Source organism: Kribbella sp. VKM Ac-2568, assembly GCF_004345365.1.
Lineage (GTDB): Bacteria > Actinomycetota > Actinomycetes > Propionibacteriales > Kribbellaceae > Kribbella > Kribbella orskensis.
Genome location: NZ_SLVF01000013.1, coordinates 89800 through 108380, shown reverse-complemented (window position 1 = coordinate 108380; position 18581 = coordinate 89800). Strand labels below are relative to the sequence as shown.

The 18581-nt window shown below is 65.6% G+C and carries 24 protein-coding genes; 14 read left to right on the top strand and 10 right to left on the bottom strand.

The genetic code is table 11. The features are described 5' to 3' along the window. Positions 1-13: 13 nt before the first annotated feature. Positions 14-433: an LLM class flavin-dependent oxidoreductase gene (locus EV648_RS44395; RefSeq protein WP_241995809.1), complete on the top strand. Its 420-nt coding sequence runs from the start codon at positions 14-16 to the stop codon at positions 431-433. Between the two features lie 210 nt (positions 434-643). Then, complete coding sequence (locus EV648_RS42800; protein ID WP_158294121.1) at positions 644-817, top strand: hypothetical protein; 174 nt, start codon at positions 644-646, stop codon at positions 815-817. Here the strand turns inward: EV648_RS42800 and pyrH are convergent. Next, positions 810-1517, bottom strand: a complete 708-nt coding sequence (gene pyrH, locus EV648_RS32625; protein WP_132298966.1) for a UMP kinase — start codon at positions 1515-1517, stop codon at positions 810-812. The genes EV648_RS42800 and pyrH overlap by 8 nt on opposite strands. Before the next feature lie 111 nt (positions 1518-1628). After that, the gene (locus EV648_RS32620; RefSeq protein WP_132298965.1) at positions 1629-2594 is read right to left on the bottom strand and encodes a tyrosine-type recombinase/integrase; all 966 of its coding nucleotides are present in this window, start codon (positions 2592-2594) and stop codon (positions 1629-1631) included. A gap of 226 nt (positions 2595-2820) precedes the next feature. Between EV648_RS32620 and EV648_RS42795 the strand changes: the two genes are divergently transcribed. Continuing rightward, a complete protein-coding gene (locus EV648_RS42795) occupies positions 2821-3159 on the top strand; it encodes a putative quinol monooxygenase (protein ID WP_158294120.1) in 339 nt (112 codons plus the stop codon). 434 nt (positions 3160-3593) lie between these two features. After that, positions 3594-4103, top strand: a complete 510-nt coding sequence (locus EV648_RS32605; protein ID WP_199234940.1) for a hypothetical protein — start codon at positions 3594-3596, stop codon at positions 4101-4103. Positions 4104-4125: 22 nt separating this feature from the next. Here the strand turns inward: EV648_RS32605 and EV648_RS32600 are convergent, their stop codons facing one another. After that, a complete protein-coding gene (locus EV648_RS32600; RefSeq protein WP_132298963.1) occupies positions 4126-4833 on the bottom strand; it encodes a VOC family protein in 708 nt (235 codons plus the stop codon). 284 nt (positions 4834-5117) lie between these two features. Here EV648_RS32600 and EV648_RS32595 point away from each other — a divergent pair, with 284 nt between their 5' ends. Beyond that, complete coding sequence (locus EV648_RS32595) at positions 5118-5699, top strand: GNAT family N-acetyltransferase (RefSeq protein ID WP_132298962.1); 582 nt, start codon at positions 5118-5120, stop codon at positions 5697-5699. A 135-nt stretch (positions 5700-5834) separates the two neighbouring features. On the opposite strand, the gene EV648_RS32590 is transcribed toward EV648_RS32595, so the two are convergent. Both EV648_RS32590 and EV648_RS43445 read right to left on the bottom strand, forming a co-directional pair. Then, entirely contained in the window at positions 5835-6239 is a 405-nt protein-coding gene (locus tag EV648_RS32590) for an NUDIX hydrolase (RefSeq protein ID WP_132298961.1), read from the bottom strand. Between the two features lie 413 nt (positions 6240-6652). Continuing rightward, positions 6653-6814, bottom strand: coding sequence for a hypothetical protein (locus EV648_RS43445; protein ID WP_199234939.1), 162 nt, complete (start codon positions 6812-6814; stop codon positions 6653-6655). 172 nt (positions 6815-6986) lie between these two features. On the opposite strand from EV648_RS43445, the gene EV648_RS43440 reads away from it, so the two are divergent. Next, the gene (locus EV648_RS43440; protein ID WP_199234938.1) at positions 6987-7244 is read left to right on the top strand and encodes a hypothetical protein; all 258 of its coding nucleotides are present in this window, start codon (positions 6987-6989) and stop codon (positions 7242-7244) included. A 265-nt stretch (positions 7245-7509) separates the two neighbouring features. Here EV648_RS43440 and EV648_RS32580 read toward each other — a convergent pair whose 3' ends face one another. Both EV648_RS32580 and EV648_RS32575 read right to left on the bottom strand, forming a co-directional pair. Next, positions 7510-8151: an HAD family phosphatase gene (locus EV648_RS32580; protein ID WP_132298960.1), complete on the bottom strand. Its 642-nt coding sequence runs from the start codon at positions 8149-8151 to the stop codon at positions 7510-7512. Between the two features lie 444 nt (positions 8152-8595). Then, positions 8596-9240 carry a GNAT family N-acetyltransferase gene (locus EV648_RS32575; RefSeq protein ID WP_132298959.1) on the bottom strand — a complete coding sequence of 215 codons (645 nt, stop codon included), beginning with the start codon at positions 9238-9240 and terminating at the stop codon, positions 8596-8598. Between the two features lie 161 nt (positions 9241-9401). Here EV648_RS32575 and EV648_RS45345 point away from each other — a divergent pair, with 161 nt between their 5' ends. The 6 genes from EV648_RS45345 to EV648_RS32545 all read left to right on the top strand — a co-directional run bounded on the left by EV648_RS45345 (position 9402) and on the right by EV648_RS32545 (position 14455). Next, positions 9402-9644: a GNAT family N-acetyltransferase gene (locus EV648_RS45345; RefSeq protein ID WP_132298958.1), complete on the top strand. Its 243-nt coding sequence runs from the start codon at positions 9402-9404 to the stop codon at positions 9642-9644. Between the two features lie 114 nt (positions 9645-9758). Next, on the top strand, positions 9759-11267 hold the full coding sequence (locus EV648_RS32565; protein ID WP_241995806.1) for a serine hydrolase: 1509 nt from the start codon (positions 9759-9761) through the stop codon (positions 11265-11267). Between the two features lie 99 nt (positions 11268-11366). Next, positions 11367-11963 carry a dihydrofolate reductase family protein gene (locus tag EV648_RS32560; RefSeq protein ID WP_132298957.1) on the top strand — a complete coding sequence of 199 codons (597 nt, stop codon included), beginning with the start codon at positions 11367-11369 and terminating at the stop codon, positions 11961-11963. Positions 11964-12064: 101 nt separating this feature from the next. After that, entirely contained in the window at positions 12065-12388 is a 324-nt protein-coding gene (locus EV648_RS32555) for a YciI family protein (protein WP_132298956.1), read from the top strand. Next, a complete protein-coding gene (locus EV648_RS32550; RefSeq protein ID WP_132298955.1) occupies positions 12385-13617 on the top strand; it encodes an RNA polymerase sigma factor in 1233 nt (410 codons plus the stop codon). The genes EV648_RS32555 and EV648_RS32550 overlap by 4 nt, the downstream gene beginning before the upstream one ends. Positions 13618-13729: 112 nt before the next feature. Continuing rightward, positions 13730-14455, top strand: coding sequence for a VOC family protein (locus EV648_RS32545; protein WP_132298954.1), 726 nt, complete (start codon positions 13730-13732; stop codon positions 14453-14455). A gap of 7 nt (positions 14456-14462) precedes the next feature. On the opposite strand, the gene EV648_RS32540 is transcribed toward EV648_RS32545, so the two are convergent. Beyond that, the gene (locus EV648_RS32540) at positions 14463-15308 is read right to left on the bottom strand and encodes a phosphotransferase family protein (RefSeq protein ID WP_241995805.1); all 846 of its coding nucleotides are present in this window, start codon (positions 15306-15308) and stop codon (positions 14463-14465) included. 71 nt (positions 15309-15379) lie between these two features. Here EV648_RS32540 and EV648_RS32535 point away from each other — a divergent pair, with 71 nt between their 5' ends. After that, positions 15380-16333 (top strand): YafY family protein, encoded by a 954-nt coding sequence (locus EV648_RS32535; RefSeq protein ID WP_132298953.1) that lies wholly within the window; start codon positions 15380-15382, stop codon positions 16331-16333. Here the strand turns inward: EV648_RS32535 and EV648_RS32530 are convergent. After that, on the bottom strand, positions 16312-16773 hold the full coding sequence (locus EV648_RS32530) for a GNAT family N-acetyltransferase (protein WP_132298952.1): 462 nt from the start codon (positions 16771-16773) through the stop codon (positions 16312-16314). The two genes, EV648_RS32535 and EV648_RS32530, sit on opposite strands and share 22 nt — an antisense overlap. Positions 16774-17011: 238 nt before the next feature. Here EV648_RS32530 and EV648_RS32525 point away from each other — a divergent pair, with 238 nt between their 5' ends. Further along, positions 17012-17914 (top strand): toxin-antitoxin system, toxin component, encoded by a 903-nt coding sequence (locus EV648_RS32525; protein ID WP_132298951.1) that lies wholly within the window; start codon positions 17012-17014, stop codon positions 17912-17914. Positions 17915-17974: 60 nt separating this feature from the next. Here EV648_RS32525 and EV648_RS32520 read toward each other — a convergent pair whose 3' ends face one another. Continuing rightward, positions 17975-18508, bottom strand: coding sequence for a helix-turn-helix domain-containing protein (locus EV648_RS32520; RefSeq protein WP_132298950.1), 534 nt, complete (start codon positions 18506-18508; stop codon positions 17975-17977). Positions 18509-18581 lie beyond the last annotated feature (73 nt).

Genomic DNA, 18581 nt, shown 5'->3' with positions numbered 1-18581 from the left:
GAGGGGGCAGGGCGTGGTGGGAGCGGCCGGGGCAGAGGGTGGCGGGGGAGCGGGCGACTTCGTCCCGCCGGTTGCGGCGTATGTGTTGGCGGCTGTGGATGAGGACGGGGCGGTGGCTCGGGAGGCGGTTCGGGGGGCTGTGGGGTTCTTTCTTCGGGCTGAGTCGGAGTGGGCGTTGGTGGGGCAGTCGAAGTACGGGGTTGAGGTGAGGGAGCGGATTGCGGGGGTTGGTCCGGGTGAGGAACTTGTGGTTGAGGACGAGTGGGTTGATGAGTTCGCCGTGGCGGGTGACCCCGCGACGGTGAGCGAGCGTCTCCAGCGTCTGCTCGACGCGGGTGCTGACTCGCTCGGGCTTTGGTTGTTTCCGCCGGCGCGACTCGGCGACCAACTCAAGCGATTCGCCGCTGACGTATTACCTTCGGTCGGTGATTGATCCCCGCCTCGTCGCCACAGTCGGAGCACGGACCGTCGGCCCGATCGCCTCGGTCGAACCCAGTCCAGGGCTTCATCGGCATCACCCGCGACACATCGACGCGTCTGGTGAAGAACTGACTGGATCATCGACTGGGGCGACGCGGCTTTCGGTGATCCGCTGTTCGATCTCGGGCGGTTCTCGCGGGCGGGATCGGCCTCGACCGATGCCTTGCTCAACGGCTACGGCCTCGAGCGGCCTCCCGAGCTCGAGTGGACGCTTACCTTCTACCGGGTCGTCTGGTCGGTGATGGCCCTGCACTGGGAGCACGAGGCCGACGGCGACTGGTTCGCGCCGCACCTGGATGCGATCAACGCGGACCTGCCGCTCGTGGGGCTCAGCTGATGACCGTGCCGATGTGCTCGCCGGAGCTGATCGCGGCCGCGGCGCCCTGACGGTCGATGTCGAAGACGTGCAGCGGGAGCCGGTGGTCGCGGGCGAGGATGAACGCGCTCTGGTCCATCACACCAAGGCCCTTGTCGATGACCTGCTGATAGGTGAGACGGTCGAAGCGTTGTGCGCCGGCGACCTTGTTCGGGTCCGCGTCGTAGACCCCGTCAGCCCCGTTCTTCGCGACGAGCAACGCATCGGCGCCGAGCTCGATCGCACGCTGAACTGCGGGGTAGTCGGTCGTCGTGAACGGCTGCCCGTTCCCGCACCCGAGCAGGACGATCGACCCCTTCTCCAGATGCCGGAGTGCTCGCAGGCGGATGTACGGCTCGGCCAGATTGTTGATCGGGATGGCGGTCATCAGCCGCACATCCTCCTCACCCATCGCCGCCAACCGACCGCGTAGCAAGACGGCGTTGATCACCGTGCCGAGCATGCCGATGTTGTCCGCCTCGACCCGGTCGATTCCCCAGTCCTCGGACTGGTTGCCGCGGAACACGTTCCCGCCGCCGACCACCACGGCCACCTGTACGCCGGTGTCGCGCGCGGCGATCACCTCCCGGGCGAGATGCGTGAGGCTGTCGCTGTTGAAGCCGAACTGGGCTGATCCGGCGATGGATTGGCCTGACAACTTGAGCACCAGCCTGCGGTACATCGCTTCTCCTGTCGTTGGACTCGCCACATTCTGTCCGCAACCACGTGCGACGGCTCCCCATTAAGCAACCGGCGTGCACTGCGTATCAGTCGTCCGCCGTGTACTGCGTTGCTACGCGTCCGGGGTGATCACCTCGGTGAGGGAAAGGTAGGTGCGGTTGCTCGCGGCGGCGGCTCGTTGCTCCCGGCCGGTGGCTTCGATGTAATTCTGACTGGTGGCGAGGCTCGCGTGGCCGAGCAGTCGCATGATCTCCGAGGCGGTGGCGCCGTCCTCGGCGAGCCTGGTGGCGAAGGTGTGGCGGAGCGCGTGCAGGTTCGCACCGACTGGGACGCGGTCGTGCAACCCGGCCCAGCGGTAGCACGACTTCACCAGATACTCGAGGCCGCCTCGGCCGATCGGTTCACCGGTTCGGTCCAGTAGCAGCTTGGTGGACCGGCCGAACCGTTTGCTGGGAAAGCGTCGCGCACAGGATTCGACGTACGTCTCGATGATCTTCTCCATGATCGGCTCGACGGGGATCGAGCGGTCGCGGCTTCCTTTGCCGTGGATGTGGAGGCGCATCTCGCCAGGGCGGCCGGCCAGCGAATCGGCCGTCAGCGTGCGCATCTCGGCCGAGCGGAGTCCGGCGACCAGGCCGAGCGCGATCACCAGGACATCGCGCTCGGGCCAAGGGTCTCGTGACTGCCTCGTGCCGTCGGCCGCTGAGCGCAGGAGCTTCTCCGGTGTGTCCTCGCCACGGAGAGGCTTGGGGGAGAGGGGAGGGGTCTTGGGCCGGGCGACCGCTCCCATCGGATTCCCCGCGAGCAGTCCGTCGGACACACAGAAGGTGAGGAACTGGTTCCACGTCGACCAGGCCCGAAGTACGGAACTCTTCGCGTGGTTGTCGGCGAAGGCGCCGAACGCGGCTCGCAGTACGGGTGCGGTCAGGTCTTCGACATCGAGGGTCTCCGGGTCGTCGTCGGACAGCAGTGCGGTGATGCCGGCCAGGTCGCGGCGGTAGGCGTCGGTGGTGTGGGGGGAGTCCTTGCGGGGACGCCGGGCAGCGAAGAACGCCGACTGTGCTGCGAGAACCTTCATGGGGAACTTCTACCGGCCGCCACCGACAGTTCTCCGGTGGTCTGACTCCCCCGGTCGCTTTATTTGCATAAGGCAACTATTGGATCGGTCGAAGAGTCAGAACTGCTGCATAATGGTGATTATGCATGACGGTCTGCCGGCCGCTCTCGGTGGCGAAGTCTGCACCGGACCCTCTGGGGGATACGTTCCAGGAGCAGCATCCACAGCGGCGGATCGAGAGGTTTCCATGACGATCTTTGTGCGGGCCGAGCTCACAACGCTTCCTGGCGCGCGGGACGGGTTCGTCACGCTGGCGAAGGCGCTGGCGGCCGCGGCGAACGACGAGCCGGGGACGCTCAGATACGACTGGTACGTCGAGGCCGATCCGGTGCGATTCGTCGTCATCGAGGAATACGTGGATTCGGCGGCGGCGTTCGCTCACAACGCTCACTGCGAGGAACTGCTCAGCCGCGTCGGCGAGTTCGCCAAGATGACGCTCCTGCAGGTGCACGGACAACTCAGCCCGGAACTCCGGTCCTGGCTGGCAACCGTACCGATCGCCAGGACGTTCCCGCCGCTGGACTGACGCCTCCCAACCCCTCTCGTCACCTCCTGCATAAATGGCCGATAAGCGACATTATGTCAACTAGCAGTCTGCGTACTGCATCAGATGAATCAACCAGGCAGAGCCCGCTCCACTGCCCCGGCAGCATGCCTACGGGCTGCGAGTCAACGAGCTGCGCCACCTCCAGACCGTTGACTTCGCCCGCAATCCTCACGCCCGCGAGTTCGGTGTGTTCGGCGTCTGCAAGGTCCGCTACGGCAAGGCGCGATGTGGCTCGCCGCACAAGCCGCGCAGCGTGCTCACGGTTTGGCGGTGGACGCCCGGCATCCTCGAGGACTGGCTCGCCAACGGCCGTCGCGCTCCTTCAGCACCACCGTCTGCTCCCCCATCGTGACCTCTACCTGCCCCGGTTCGAGCAGTGGATCGACGCAAAGCTCGACGGACTCCCTGAGGACGTGCGGCAACCCGTGCAGCACTTCGCGACCTGGCACCACCTGCGGCGCATCCGTGCCAAGGCGGCGTCTGGTGCGGCCACTCGTGACCCGGTCCACTCGGCGAAACAGGAGATCACCGAAACGGTGAAGTTCCTCGTGTGGCTGCACGAGACCTATCAGCGCACCGCCGCGACGTGTACCCAGCAGGACGTCGACGAGTGGCTTGCCACCGGACCGACGACGCGCAGTGCGATCAGGACGTTCTTCGTCGTTGCAAAGAAGGCGCGCCTCAACACCGCGGTGACCGTCCAGCATCGATTAGCGAAGACAAGCCCGTCGCTCAGTCAGGACCAGCGGCGCGCCTGGATCCACGAGCTCCTCACCGGCTCCAGCGAGTCACTCCCCTACCGCAGACATGCCCCTGACCTGCAGAAACACGGACTGAGTCTCATCAGATGCATCATGGAATCACTGGATGAGACGGGTCTGTCCACTTTCACGGATCGGACAAGTGACGGTCATTTGCGCTGATAAGGCGGGCCGAGTTGGCGGTTCAATCCTTGTTCGCAGCGGACACGTCGACGCATACGATTCCCTTGTTGCCGTCCTGGTCGGCGATCACGGTGAGCGAGGGCGCGTTGCTGTCATCGACGACGGTCCCACCCGCGGCGACGGCGGCGGCGATCCGTTGCGCGGCCACCTCGGGCGCCACATAGACCTCGATGTGGAACCGCTGACGCGGGGTCTCGTGCTCGTCGGCGTCCCCGAACCACAGATTCGGTACCCGTGCCGTGGCGTCTCGGATTTCGTCGCTGGGGGTTCCGCGGCCCTGGGCCTCAGCGCTCCCGGTCAGCAGGACGGCCCACACCGGGGCGATGGTCGCAGAGTGCGCCGTGTCGAGGCCGAGCTCGATGTCGCTGACCGAGGCCGGGTCGGCGTCGAACTGGTGGTCGGCGGCGATCTCGGTGATCCGTCGCGCGAGGTCGACGTCCTGCTGGGTCACCCATTCGACGACGTGTTCGGTGCCCTCGTCGTCGCGGTAGATGGCGTCGTCGGTGACCAGCTTGAGGTCGACGTACCCATTGCCGATCGACACGCGCGGGTGGTGTCCGAGAGCGTCGCCCGCCTCGCCCACCGCGGCGACGAATCGTGCGCCGGTGCCGAAGTCGTCCACCAGGTAGCGGGCATGCAGTCCCTGGGCCAGCTTGCGCCAGTCGGTCAGGTTGGCCGCGGCGATCTGTGCGCCCTTCAGCATGTCCATAAACGGGGAGCGTATCTCTGATTCAGCCGCAGCGCTGTCAGAGAATCGCCGGCAGCGCAATCGCATCCACTTCGAGCTCGCTGTGTGGCCGGCTGCTTGATGAGTCGGAGGATCGCTGGCGGGCCGACCCCGAAGGCAACGAATTGGTGATCGTGAGTGGGGCATGAGCTCGCGTTGCTCCGATTGATCGAGTCCGGCCTGCCGCCGATTTTGGCAGCGATCTGGCCGACCTCCGACGATGCGGACGTAGATCGTCCGTGTGACGCGTGCTTACGATCGGCGGCATGGTGACAAACGGATACTCGATTCAGCCATTGACTGCTCACACGTGGAACGCGTTCGCCGGCCTGGTGGAGCGGCACAACGGGATCTTCGGTGGGTGCTGGTGTATCTACTTCCACCCCGACTGTGCCGAGCGGGGGCAGGGTTACGAGGGCAACCGCGCGCTGAAGAAGCGGCTGGTCGAGGCCGGACAGGCTCATGCGGCGCTGGTGATGGTTGGCGATGAGGCGATCGCGTGGGCGGAGTACGGCACCCCGGATGAGCTGCCGACCATCCATCACCGCAAGCAGTACCTCGCCGAGGCCGACGTGGTGCCCGAGTACCGCATCACATGCATCTTCGTCGACAAGCGTCACCGCGGACAGGGCTACGCCAAGGTGGCTCTGGCCGGTGCGCTCGATCTGATTGCGGGGCAGGGTGGCGGTGTGGTCGAGGGTTACCCGCACGAGATCGGTGAGAAGAGGATGAGTAACTCGTTCGTCTACAACGGAACACGCACGATGTACGAGCAAGCCGGCTTCGAGTTCGTCCGCTCCAAGGGGATGAAGAACACCGTCATGCGCCGCACGATCCGACCGGCCTGAACCTGCCCAACCGCCGTGGGTTTGTGACGACAACCCTCAGTTACGTCCAGTAGTAGTCCGTGGGTCGCCTTCGCGCCCTCTCTCGCCACCGTGTGCAGACCGCGCGCCCATGCCGGAGCAGTCGGTTCGTAGCGGCTAGTCAGTTGCGACCTGGACGGCGCTCAGGATGCTCGACAGGCTGGCCGGGTGGGCCATCTTCAAGTCTGCGAGATCGCTGGGCCGAAACCAGTGAAGATCGTCATGCTCCTCGGGGGCGGCGTTGACAGGTTCCCCCTCCCAGCGCGTGACGAGGAACGCGTGCATGTCGAGGGTGGGGTCATTGATCGTCATCGGAATGGGCAAAGGGTCGTGGACGTGGACACCGAGTTCCTCGAGGCACTCCCGACTGACGGCCTGGTGAAGCGATTCGCCCGACTCGACATGTCCGCCGACCAGGTCCCAGCAGTCGGGGTACCACCGGCGCGATGGATGGCGATGCACCAGAAGCACGAGACCGTCGCGCACGAGTGCGGCGACTGCGATCGAAATCTTTGCGACCATGGCGGCACATTAGGCGCGAACGCACTCTGATGCCCGTTCAGCCCCGGATCGGCTCAGCCAATACGACCGATCTCGACACGCAGGGGCTCCACTAGTCTGCGTATTGCATCAGATGAAGCGTCCAACGCCGATGGGCAGCCGATCTGCTCGACGTGCGCTGCGATCCCCTACGACTTCCACTGTGAACGCTGCGACGTGGAAGCCGGACACCATCTCGGACGAATGTGCGCCCGCTGCGCCCTGTGCGACGACCTCCAGGGGCTGTTCGGGGGTGAACCGAGCGACCCTTCGCTGGTCGGACTGATCGACGCGCTCTGCGCGTCGGACCGGCCCGAGTCGATCTTCGTCTGGAAGCGCGCTCCCCCGAGGTTCAGGACCTCCTTCGCGGACTCGGCGAACGAAGGGTCCCCGTCTCACACGAGGGACTCGACGGCGTTCCCGGCAAGCCGACCGAGCATCTGCGGGCTCTGTTGCAGCATCACGGCCTTCTCCCCCAGCGTGTCCCGTATCTGCCCCGATTCGAGCAACGCGAAGCTCGACGGACTCCCCGAGAAGTGCGGCAGCCCGTTCAGCACTTCGCCACCTGGCACCACCTCCGGCGAATCCGCGCCAAGGCAGCAGCAGACGCGCGCACGCGTGGTCCGGTCCACTCAGCCGGCCCGTCGCTCAGCCCAGGACCACCGTCTCGCCTGGATCCACGAACTCGTCACCGGCACCAGCGAGTCACTCCCCTACTGCGTAGCCGGGATGCTCCTGCTGCTCCACGCCCAGCCGTTGGTCAAGCTTGTCACCTTTTCGACCAATGTCTTCGACGACGGTGATTCCGGCATGAGCATTAGCCTCGGCCGGCACCCCACAGACGTTCCCGAACCGTTCGCTTCTCTCGTGCGCGAGCACCTCGTCGCCGAGGGCCTCGGCTACAGCGCCAAGGTCGCGTTTCTCCATGGCGACAAGGGCGCTGAACCGTGGGCTCGGTACGCGGGCCGGAGGATCGCGGACCCGTGATCCATCGCTCGCGGACACACATCTGGACGCCCTGCGGTTGACTCCAACACCGGGGTTCGCTCCTGGCGGCATTTGCACCGATCGTCGCTATGTTCGGTTGAGCGCGACCCCTGGCTGCCGAAGGGCTCGGCCGGGCGCGAACCCGGCATGCGTGCCTTCAACCTGAGTCCTCACTCGTCCGCCGGCGCCCAGTGCGGCGCGCGCGAGATAGTTTCGCTCTTTTCGCTCTTTCAAAGGAGCATGGGGCACACTGGTAAATTCTCCTTCAGGTTGCATTAAGGATGATATCCTTCAATTCAATCAGAGTTTCGATTCGATAGCTAGCCTGTGAAAAGTCATGTGCCCTTGTAAAGTCGTTGTAGACAATGACACAGTCAATACCGGCCGCCACGGCTGAGTTCAGCCCTCTGGATGAATCCTCTACAACCAGTGTCTCTTCTTTGGTGGCTCCGAGTCGCTCTAACCCGGTCAGGTATGGTTCCGGGTGCGGCTTGGTGAGCTTGTAGTCCTCGCGAACGAGGACGAAATCCATGAATTGTCTGATTTGGCGCTTTTCATGGATAATGTCAAAATCCACACGTTTTGCAGTCGTCACTATGGCCATGCGGACGTATTTTGACAGTTCAGCAAGAGCGTCAACGACGCCTTCGATCTCGATGGCTTCTGTCCTAAGATATTCCTGATAATAATCATTACGAACCTCACGCTGCCTGCTGATGGTCTGTTCATCCATACCTGCCGCCCTGGCTTGGGCCCAAGTGCCCAATCCCTGGTTCATGTCCCGGAGGTATTGATCCTCGTCCAAAGTCAAACCAATGTCCGCCAGGGCACGTTCTCCAGCTTTGTAATACCAGAATTCGGTATCCACCAGAACACCATCATGATCGAAGAGTATGTACCTTTTCACTCTCTTGATCCTTTCCTAGGAGAGAGGGCAGCGAGGCAGCATGCGAACCTGAGCGCGCGAATCTAGTGCATGGTCCAACGCTATACGAGTGAACTTGAACGCAGGCTGTCCAGTACGGCTGCGTATTGCAACAGATGAATCACACCGCGCAGGCCATGGTCCCCGCCGCGCACGTCTCGAGAATGTGGCACCTGACCTGCGCAAACGCGACTTCGAGGCAGCATCCACCTGCCGGTCGGGGACACTCGGCAGCGGCCGGCACGCGGCGCATGGCGCCGACAGCGACCCGCCGCTGACCCGGGCTCGCCCAACGCCGATGGCCACCTGATCTGTTCGACGTGCGCTGTGATCCCCTACGACTTCCACCGCGAACGATGCCGTGTCGACAAGTAGCCGAATTGTGGTCACTCGCGGTGAAGGACACCCCCCCACCGTCTGATGACGTCAGGACAGGGGCAGGAGGGCGTGACAGGCCTCGATGTTGTGGAGCTGGATGTCGTCCCTGCGGCGCTGTTCCCAGTCGTCTCGGGTGAGTCGCCACCGGTTGAGCAGGGCGGGTTTGCCTTGCCTCGTTGCCCATTCGGACCCGTTGGGCTCGTAGCCGAGACCTCGCGAGATCGCGTTGGAGCCGTGGTTGTCCACGAAGGCGTCGCTGCTTGCTTCCTTCGCCCCGAGGCCGTCGAACGCCAGGTGCAGGATCGCTGCCCGCATCTCGTGCCCGAGGCCATGGCCACGCTGATCGACAGACAGCCAGGAGAAGGTCGTGACCGTTCCGAGAGTGAAGAAGTTCACTCCCGTCATTGTCTGCTCCCCGACAGGCCGGCCGTCGACCATGACCACGAAGTAGAGCCGCCAAGCATCAGGCTCGACCGTGCCGCGGCGCCGCCAGATCGCCCGAAGCCACTTGGCGACCCGCAGGTCAGGATCGGTCTCGTAGAACGACATCGGGTCGTCGTACGGTGGAGGATCGGCATGGGTCTTGCCCGCGCGCACGACATCCGCGAGCTGATCCAGCAGCTCGTCTGTGGCGCTGCGCAGCTCGAGCGTTGGCGTGCTGACGCGCACATCGAGGAGCGGATAGTTCTTCATGTACGGTCACTCTGCTCTCACGGTCGCGGGTGAAGCGGTCAGGCTGGTGCGGCGGACGTCCCTGGAGTCCGCGAACTTCTGAAGTCGATCGAGCCGCACATCGCCACGCCCCCGATGAGGGATCCAACCCCATCAGAGAGCAACGACGCACGCGATTTTGCATGACCGACGCGCCGCCCCCCATGAGCCGCGCACTGACATCCAGCAGGTACCCGAGCGTCTTCGTCATGCCGAAGCAGCGAGGCCAGGGATTCGGCTCGCCGCTCGTGCTTGCTACTTCGGAGCATGCGACACACCTCGGGTCCCTTCGCGTGACGGTCCACTCTGGTCGCAAGGCAGTGCCGGTGTACGAACGGCTGGGCTTCGAGTCGTCCCGACAGCTCCTACAGCGACCGCCGGACTAGCAGGTCGCACCTCGCACAGCTCACATGTGCTCCGTGTTGCCCCGCGCCAACTGCGGTATCTCCGCACGTCAACCAGGTGTTCTCCACACTCGATCACTGGAATGTCGAGGCCTATTGTCGGACGGCAGCATTCAGCCGATCCTGAGCGATGTCTCTCGTAATTCGATTGTGCAGTCTTGTTCCGTTGCCTGCATGTCTTCTCAGCGCCCCCTACTGCCGCGGTCGACTCCGGCCGCCTCGGGGATGTCGTCCCGCGCGGTTGCCGCGCTGCTGGACCGGCTCGAAGCGCTATCCGTCGAGTGTCACTCCCTCATGGTCGTACGCCGCGGTCACGTCGTCGCCGAAGGCTGGTGGGCGCCGTACTCGGCCGAACGGCCGCATCTGCTCTACTCGCTGACCAAATCGTTCACCTCGATCGCCGTGGGGCTCGCGATCGCCGACGGGCTGCTCTCGCTGGACGACCGGGTGGTGGACGTGTTGCCCGACCACGTTCCGGCCGACATCTCGGAGCAGGGAAACCGCATCACCGTGCACCACCTGCTGTCCATGACGGCCGGGCACAGCACGGACAGCCTCGCCGAGGCCTGGCAGCTGGAACCGGACGATCTGGTGAAGGGCTTCCTGCGCGTACCGTTCACCGAACCTGAGGGCACCCGGCACACCTACGACAATGCGACCACTTTCATCCTGGCCCGGATGGTGGAACGGGTCACGGGCCGCGGCCTGCCGGAGCTGCTCGACGAGCGTCTGTTCAGGCCGATGGGCGTCGACCACGCCGAATGGGACCGGGTGGCGAGCGGTGCCGCCTTCGGATTCCACGGGCTGCACCTCACGACGGAGGCCGTCGCCGCCTTCGGCGAGTTGCTGCTGCGCGGAGGCATCTGGGGCGACCGCCAGCTCATCCCGCGTGAATGGGTGGCGCTCGCGACCAGACGGCATATCGATACCCTGCAGCTCGAGGACGACTGGGCTAGCCCCGACTTTCTTTGCGGGTACGGCTACCAATTCTGGATGTCGCGTCACGGTTACCACGGTAACGGCGCCTTTGGCCAGCAATGCGTGGTCGTCCCGTCCCACGATCTCGTGGTCGTCGTGACCGCCGCCGTCGATCAGGGGCACGCACTACCCAGTGTCTTTTGGGACTGCCTGTTGCCCGGCCTGGATGACGCGGGAAACGCCCAGGACGACGAGATCCTCGCTGATCGGCTGCGGCGGCTGTCATTCGCGCCGGTGCCGGGTTCGGCCGCCCCGGAGCGTTCCGTCAAGGCGAGGCTCGACGCCTCCGCCGAGAATTCGGCTCTGCCAGACGGAACCACGGTGATCGTCGATCCCGTGGACGGTGGCTGGCTCCTGCGATTCGGGTCGTTCCTCAACGTCGAGGTCGGCCACGGCGAATGGCGAGAAAGTTCGCCGCTCGGCCGCCCTGTCGTCGCGACTGGCGCCTGGCAGGGCGACACGTTCGTCGCCGAGCTCTACGTCATCACCACCCCGCACCGGGTCCGGCTGGTGGTCGACGCCGACGCGGGGACAGCGGCGGCGACGTGGAGCACCGTGCCCCTGACCGGCCCCAGTCTGGCGCTACATCTGCAGTCGCCGCTGATGACACGGCCCGACGTCGCGTAGGTGATAGTGGCCAGGCTCGCCTGAGCATCGAACTCATCGCCGTTGAACAGCTCGGCTGACCAGCAGTAGCCAGTCGCTCACACAGGACCAGCGACTCGCCTGGCTCCACGAACTCCTCACAGGCAGTTCGTCGACGAGGTCTACCAGCGCGCCGACGCGTTCCTGTTCGGCCGGCGGACGTACGAGCTCTTCGCCGGCTACTGGGGTGTGAGGGAAGATCTTGAGAACCGCATCGTGGGTGCCTTGAACACGCGGCCCAAGTACGTCGCATCGAACACGCTCACCGATCCGCAATGGGCGGACACGACCATCCTGTCTGGTGACGTGGCAGCGGCCATCGGCGAGCTGAAAGCCAAGCCGGGAGGCGAGCTGCAGGTGCACGGCAGCGCCCACCTGGTCTGCTGGCTCCTCGACAACCAGCTGGTCGACGAGATCACCCTGCTCGTCTGCCCCGTGGTCGTCGGCCAGGGCACCCGGCTGTTCCCCGACAACGGACCGGACAAAGCGCTCGACCTGATCGAATCGCGAGCCTTCCCGAAGGGCATAGCGCTCCCGCCGGGCGCCCGCAGTACGCAACCGACTGAAGCACGTGCAGGGACGGCGTTCTCATGTCCCCGGAGACCCGGACCGCGAAACACCGGACGGGATACTGTCGGTGTCGGATCGGGCACGACCGGCGTACGAGAAAGTACTTGAAAGAAATCCCGGAGACGGTGTCGGATCGGAGCAGAGTAGTTCGTTGCAGGGGTGAGCGGCCGCCCACGAGGGGCGCCCCGAACCACAGGAGATGATCCTAGATGCAGTACCTGGTTTCTGTGATCGACGACAAGACCAATTCCGGCACCCCGGACGAGATGATTGCCATCAACGCGTTCAACGACCGGCTCGTGGCCGATGGCAACTGGGTCTTCGCCGGCGGCCTCTCGGACCCCAGCACGGCCACCGTCATCGACAACCGGGGTGGGGAGGCGGTGTTCACCGACGGGCCCTTCGTGGAGTCGAAGGAGTATCTCGCCGGCTTCTGGGTCATGGAGGCCCCCGACCTCGATGTGGCGCTCAAGCTCGCCGCCGAGGGGTCGAAGGCCTGCAATCGGAAGGTCGAGGTGCGGCCGTTTCTGTGAGTGTTGTCGACATCAGGGCGGTGATCACGCGGGCCCACCATGAGGAGTGGGCGCGAGTGGTCGCCGCCCTGACCCGGCGTTTCGGTGATCTCGACATCGCCGAAGAGGCAGCAGCCGAGGCGTTCGCGACCGCCGTCGAGCGGTGGCCGGCCGACGGCGTACCGCCGAACCCCGGCGCCTGGCTGACCACCACCGCCAATCGCAAGGCCATCGACCGGATCCGGCGCGAGAACAAGCGCGACGGCAAACAGAAGGAGGCTCAGATGGTGTACGACGACGACCCGCCGGAGCCTCTCGGGGCCATCGACGACGAGCGGCTCCGGCTGATCTTCACCTGCTGTCACCCGGCGCTCGCGATGGAGACCCGGATGGCGCTGACGCTCCGCATGGTCGGCGGTCTGACCGTGCCCGAGATCGCCCGTGCCTTCCTGGTGCAGGAGACTGCCATGGGACAGCGGATCACCCGCGCGAAGGCCAAGATCAAGGCGGCTCGCATCCCTTATCGGGTGCCGTCCGCGGAGGATCTCCCGGCCCGCGTCTCCGGCGTACTCGCCGTCCTCTTCCTCGTCTTCAACGAGGGCTACCTGGCGACCGGCCCCGACACCGATCCCGTCCGTCACGACCTGACCGCCGAGGCGATCCGGCTCACTCGCCTGATCCGTGCCCTCATGCCGAAGGACGGCGAGGTGGCCGGGCTGCTGGCGCTGATGCTGCTCAGCGAGGCCCGCCGCAGCGCCCGGGTTTCGGCGAGCGGCGAGCTGGTCACCCTCGACGAGCAGGACCGTGGGGCCTGGGACGCGGCGCTGGTCGCCGAGGGTCATCGGCTGGTGCGCGAGCGCCTGGCCTCTCGCGTGGCTCCGGGTCGGTACCAGATCCTCGCGGCGATCAACGCCGTGCACACCTCCGTCCGCGATGTACGCGACACCGACTGGTCGCAGATCGTCGCTCTCTACGAACAGCTCGCCCGCCTCGACCCCTCGCCGATCGTCGCCCTCAACCGGGCCATCGCGGTCGCCGAGCTCGACGGCCCGGAGGTGGCGCTGGCGGCCGTCGACCGTCTTGAGGACAAGTTGGCCGGCTATCACGCCTACCATGCGACCCGCGCCGACCTGCTGCGCCGGCTGGGCCGCAGCCAGGAGTCGCGTGCGGCGTACGACAAAGCCATCGAGCTGGCGGGCAACACCGCCGAGACCGCCTACCTGACCCGCCGCCGCGACCAGCTGGCGTAGTCGCAGATATCGCGTTGCGTGGTAGTCACCGAGCGCCTAGCGTTGCTCACCTCATGGCAGGGAGAAGCGCCCTGTATGCGGCCGTGAGTCAGCAATCGGAGATGGGACCGGGATGACTCCTAACCTGATCGCGCTCTGCTTCGATGCGAACGACCCGCTCCGGCTCGCGGATTTCTGGGCCGGCGTTCTGCGCTGGGAGACAGTCGAGGACCCCCACGACGACGGCATCGCGCTTTTGCCGAGCGACGACACCGGGTTCCGGATCCGCTTTCTTCCGACCCAGGAAGAGAAGTCCGGCCCGAACCAGATTCATTTCGATCTGACGAGCACTTCCCTGGACGACCAGCAGCAGACGGTGGCGCGGGCGCTCGAACTCGGTGGCCGGCATATCGACATCGGCCAGCTCCCCGAAGAGGGCCACGTTGTGCTCGCCGACCCCGAGGGCAACGAGTTCTGCGTTATCGAGCCCGGCAACAACTTCCTGGCCGACTGCGGATTCATCGGAGCGCTTTCGAGCGACGGATCGCAGGAGGTCGGGTACTTCTGGAGCAAGGCGCTGGACTGGCCGTTGGTCTGGGACCAGGACCAGGAGACCGCGATCCAATCGCCGCACGGCGGTCCGAAGATCACCTGGGGTGGTCCCCCGGTGAGAGCGAAGACCGGGAAGAACCGGCTGCATTTCGACCTCGCTCCCCCTGCTGACGGTGACCAGCAAGCGGAGGTCGACCGTCTCGTCTCCCTCGGGGCGACTCGACTCGACAGCAGCCAGAGCGAAGTCAGCTCGGTATCGATGGCCGATCCCGACGGCAATGAGTTCTGCGTGTTACCCCCTCGCTAGCGCGCACTCAGTTCGCCAGCGCCTCGGCGATCATGCGGTGGCCTTGTTGTTCGAACGGTTCGTCGTGGACCCGGTAAGCCCAGACCGCAGTACCGATCGCTTCGCGGATCCGGTTGCGGCGCCAGGCCTCGGGCTCGCGTGGGTCCGGGCCGTATCCGTTCAGGAAGGCTGCCTCTAGTGCTGGGTCGGTCCGGAACTGCTGGGCACTGAGCCGGGCGAAATCCGTCAGGGCCGGCCGCAGATCGGCCCGCCCGAAATCGATCACGCTCACGACGTCGTCGTACACGAGCCAGTTCCGAGGCTGCCAGTCGCCGTGGGTCGGCACGAGCGTGATCACCGGCGTTGGCCACGATCCGACCTCCTCACGCAGCCGCGCCGCGATGTCCGGCGCGATCCGGTGCGGCTGATCAAGCCACCAGAGAGCCTTGTCTCGTCCCCGCGCCTCGAACTCGGCGTCCTCGACGGCGACCTGCTCATGCAGCCACCGCAACAACTCGCCTGCCTGTTGGTAGGTGTCCGGACGCCACTCGTGGTCGGTTCCCTCGACCAACTCCCCCGGCAGAAAACGCGTCACAATCAGCGTGGCGTCCTCGTCGGCGTGCACCAACTTCGGCGCTCGTCCCCGCGCCGTCCACGGCCCGAGCCACTCACGATGCGCGCGCAACTCCCGCGCCAGGTGCCGATCGTTCTCGTCTCCCGCCTTAACCCCATAGCGAGCACCGTCAGACAGCAACTCGAGAACGGCGGTCCCCACCAACCCCCAGCTGTGATCCTTCACGACCTCGGCCCCCGGAAGCCACTCCCCCAGAAGCTCCCTCTGCCGCTGACTGAGCTGCTCAATCCCCGAAGTCACCGAAGCAGGATAGTTGGACTCAGGAGCATAAGTGTTCAGGTGGTGAGCAGTTTGTTTGGGAGGATGGGGGTATGCGCGCTGACCGGTTGGTTGCCACCTTGTTGTTGATGCAGGCTCGGGGGCGGGTGACGGCTGCTGAGTTGGCGGCTGAGTTGGAGATTTCGGTGGCGACTGCGCGGCGGGATCTCGAGGCGTTGTCTACCGCTGGCATCCCTGTCTACCCACAGCCGGGGCGGAATGGTGGCTGGTCTTTGCTCGGTGGCGCGCGGACCGATTTGAGCGGGCTGAATGCGACCGAGGCGCAGGCGTTGTTCCTGCTGGTCGGGCCTGCCGCGTCGGTGGCGCCGGAGGCGAAGGCTGCGCTGCGGAAGCTCGTACGGGCGTTGCCGGATACGTTCCGGGCGGATGCCGAGGCCGCGGCTGAGGCTGTGGTGATCGATCCAGCGCGGTGGGGTGAGCACGTCAAGGAACGACCTGAGACGGTGCGGATCCTGCAGGACGCCGTGGTCCGACGGCTCAAGGTCAAGCTGTTGTACGCCGGGCGCGGGCGGCAGGTCAGCGAGCGGCTGATCGATCCGCTGGGACTCGTCGACAAGGACGACATCTGGTATCTGATCGCGGGTACCGAGAAAGGTCAGCGCACCTTCCGGGTCGAGCGCGTCACCGAGGCGACGCTGACCGACCTGCCCGCCGAACGACCGAAGGATTTCGACCTCTCCGCGGCCTGGGCCCGGGTGGTGGACGAGATGGAGCAGAACCGCTCCTTGCTGGCAGCAACCGTCCTGATGGAGGAACGGTTCGTCTGGGTGATGCAGGACCGGCTCGGCCGCCATTGCGAGGTGGTCGGCTCGGCCGACGACAGTCGCGTCGAACTTCGGGTGACAGCCCCGAACGCCCTCGACATCGCCCGGCACCTGGCCGGCTGGGGCGGCATGATCGAGGTGCTCGGTCCCCCGTCGGTCCAAGCCGAACTCGCCCGCCTGGGCCGCGAACTGGCCGAGCGCTACGGCAACGCGATCGTGTAAAGAATGAACCCGCGATTCTCCGCGACCTGGTCGTAGAGTCGGCGCGCGGTCGCATTCGTCTCGTGCGTCGACCAATACACGCGGCCACAATTCTGCGAGCGGGCCCAGCCGGTCACCGCCTCGATCAACGCACGAGCCACGCCTCTGCCGCGAGCCTCCGGAGCGGTGAAAAGGTCTTGTAGATAACAGGAATCAGCCGACGTCGTGCTGGCGTGAGTCAGGAAGTGCGCGATCCCGACTAGGGTGCCGTCGACCTTCGCACCCAGCGCATGGATGCGCTGGCCGGCGCTGAATCCTGCCCAGGAATGATCGAAGAATTCCTCCGGCATGGTCCGTCCGTAGAATTCGTTGTATCCGGCGAAAAGCGTCTGCCAGGTTTCGCGATCCTCTGGAAGTAGTCGCCCGATCGTCACGACGGTTTCCCGGTCGTCCGGCGTCATCTGCTCTCCCCTGGTCGCCTGGTCGGGAGTGAGACGCGGGCACGGGTGATTCGGTTCGGCCGGCTGACGATTCGAGGTCGCGTGACGGTTGGGGGTCGGGTGATCACGGGTGGTGCCCGGCGGGTCCGGGTGGTGAGAGATCCGCGGGATCGGGGAGAAATGTCCCCGGGGTTGGCCTTCACGCGTGAGTAGGGTGCGGTGTTCTGTTGTGTCCCAGATCGAGTAACAGGAAGTCTCCGTGACCACTACGCCCCCTCAACCGCCCCAGAACCCGTACCCGGCGCAGCCCCCGGCCGAGGGATACGCTCCCCCGCCGGTCCAGCCCGGCCAGTTCCCGCAGTACGGGCCGCCGCATGAGCAGCAGCCCCACTACGGTGACCAGCACCAGTACGGCGACCAGCAGTACGGGCAACAGCAGTTCCAGCAGCAGCCCGGGCAGCAGTTCGCGCCGGGTCAGCAGGGTCAGTACCAGCAGCAAGGGCAGTTCCCCCAGGACCAGGCAGCGCAGGGGCAGTTCATGCCTGTTGCCCAGGGCACGCTTCAGTGCCGGTTCTGTGGTGGGATGCCTGCCGTGCAGGCGACCGTCCGCGGTCACCAGGGCCTGATCATCCTGATGCGCTTCCTCAAGCTGGAAGGGCCGTTCTGCCGCACTTGTGGTGTCGCCACGATCCGCGACATGACCGCGAAGAGCATGTGGCAGGGCTGGTGGGGCATCGGGTCGATGATCGTCAACCCGATCATGATGCTGGTGAACCTCGGCACCTACTCGAAGTTCAAGCACCTGCCGGAACCGGCTCCGGGTGCGCCCGGCCGGCCGATGGATCCGGGCAAACCGCTGTTCAAGCGCCCGGTGATCCTGGGTCTGCTGCTCCCGATCGCGCTGATCGCCGCGGTCGTGATCGGCAACCTGGGCAACCCGTCGTCGGCGGACGCCGGCGACTGCGTCCAGAACAAGGGCACGGTGGCCGACCCCAACGTGAAGGTGGTCGACTGCGGTTCCACCGACGCGGAGTTCAAGGTCCTCGGCAAGCTCAGCAGTACTGCGAACTCCGACGAGTGCGAGCAGTTCCCCGGCTACACCGTGGCCTACACGGAAGCGCGCGGCTCCTCGGGGTACACGCTCTGCCTGGGTCCGAACTGAGCCACTCCCCCTCTGATACAACCTCCGGGCCGACACGACCTGAGTCGGTCCGGAGGGTGCTCAGCGGTTGGCGGTGACTCGGGCGTAGTAAGCGCGGGCCTCTTGAGTGCGGCCCGCGCCGAGCACCCGCAGCGCCTCGGCGAGATCGGGGTACTGCGCCTCCAGCAACTCGGCAGCACCTTGCAGGTCGGCAGCCGAGGCGACATCCCGGAGCAACGACTGGATGGCGACGACCGGATCCCCCGGAGCCGGCGCCTCGGCGGGACTCCCCTGGTCCACAGTGAGCGTGGATCGCTGCGCGGCGCGGATGCCCTCGAGGCGGCGCTCCTGCTCGGCGGGCGGCAGGGAGTCCCAGCCGGACTCCCCCACCATCGCTTCCAGCTGGAGCAGCCTCGACAGCACCGTCGGGTTGCTGATCTTGGCCCGCTGCCCCGACATCAGTTGGGACAGCATCGGCGCGGACAGGCCGAGCACCCCCGCGAGCTGCGCCTGCGAGAGGCCGAGCCGGGCCAGGAGGCGCCGGAAGCGGTCGCCCAGCGGCTCGCCGTACCACTGCAGTTGCAGTTCGAGGTTCCGCGCGTGCACGTCGGTCACAACGCCTCCATGATTACTGTTTGCAAATTGCACATGCAAACGCTAGGTTGGTCGCAATGAAGCCTCAAGCTCC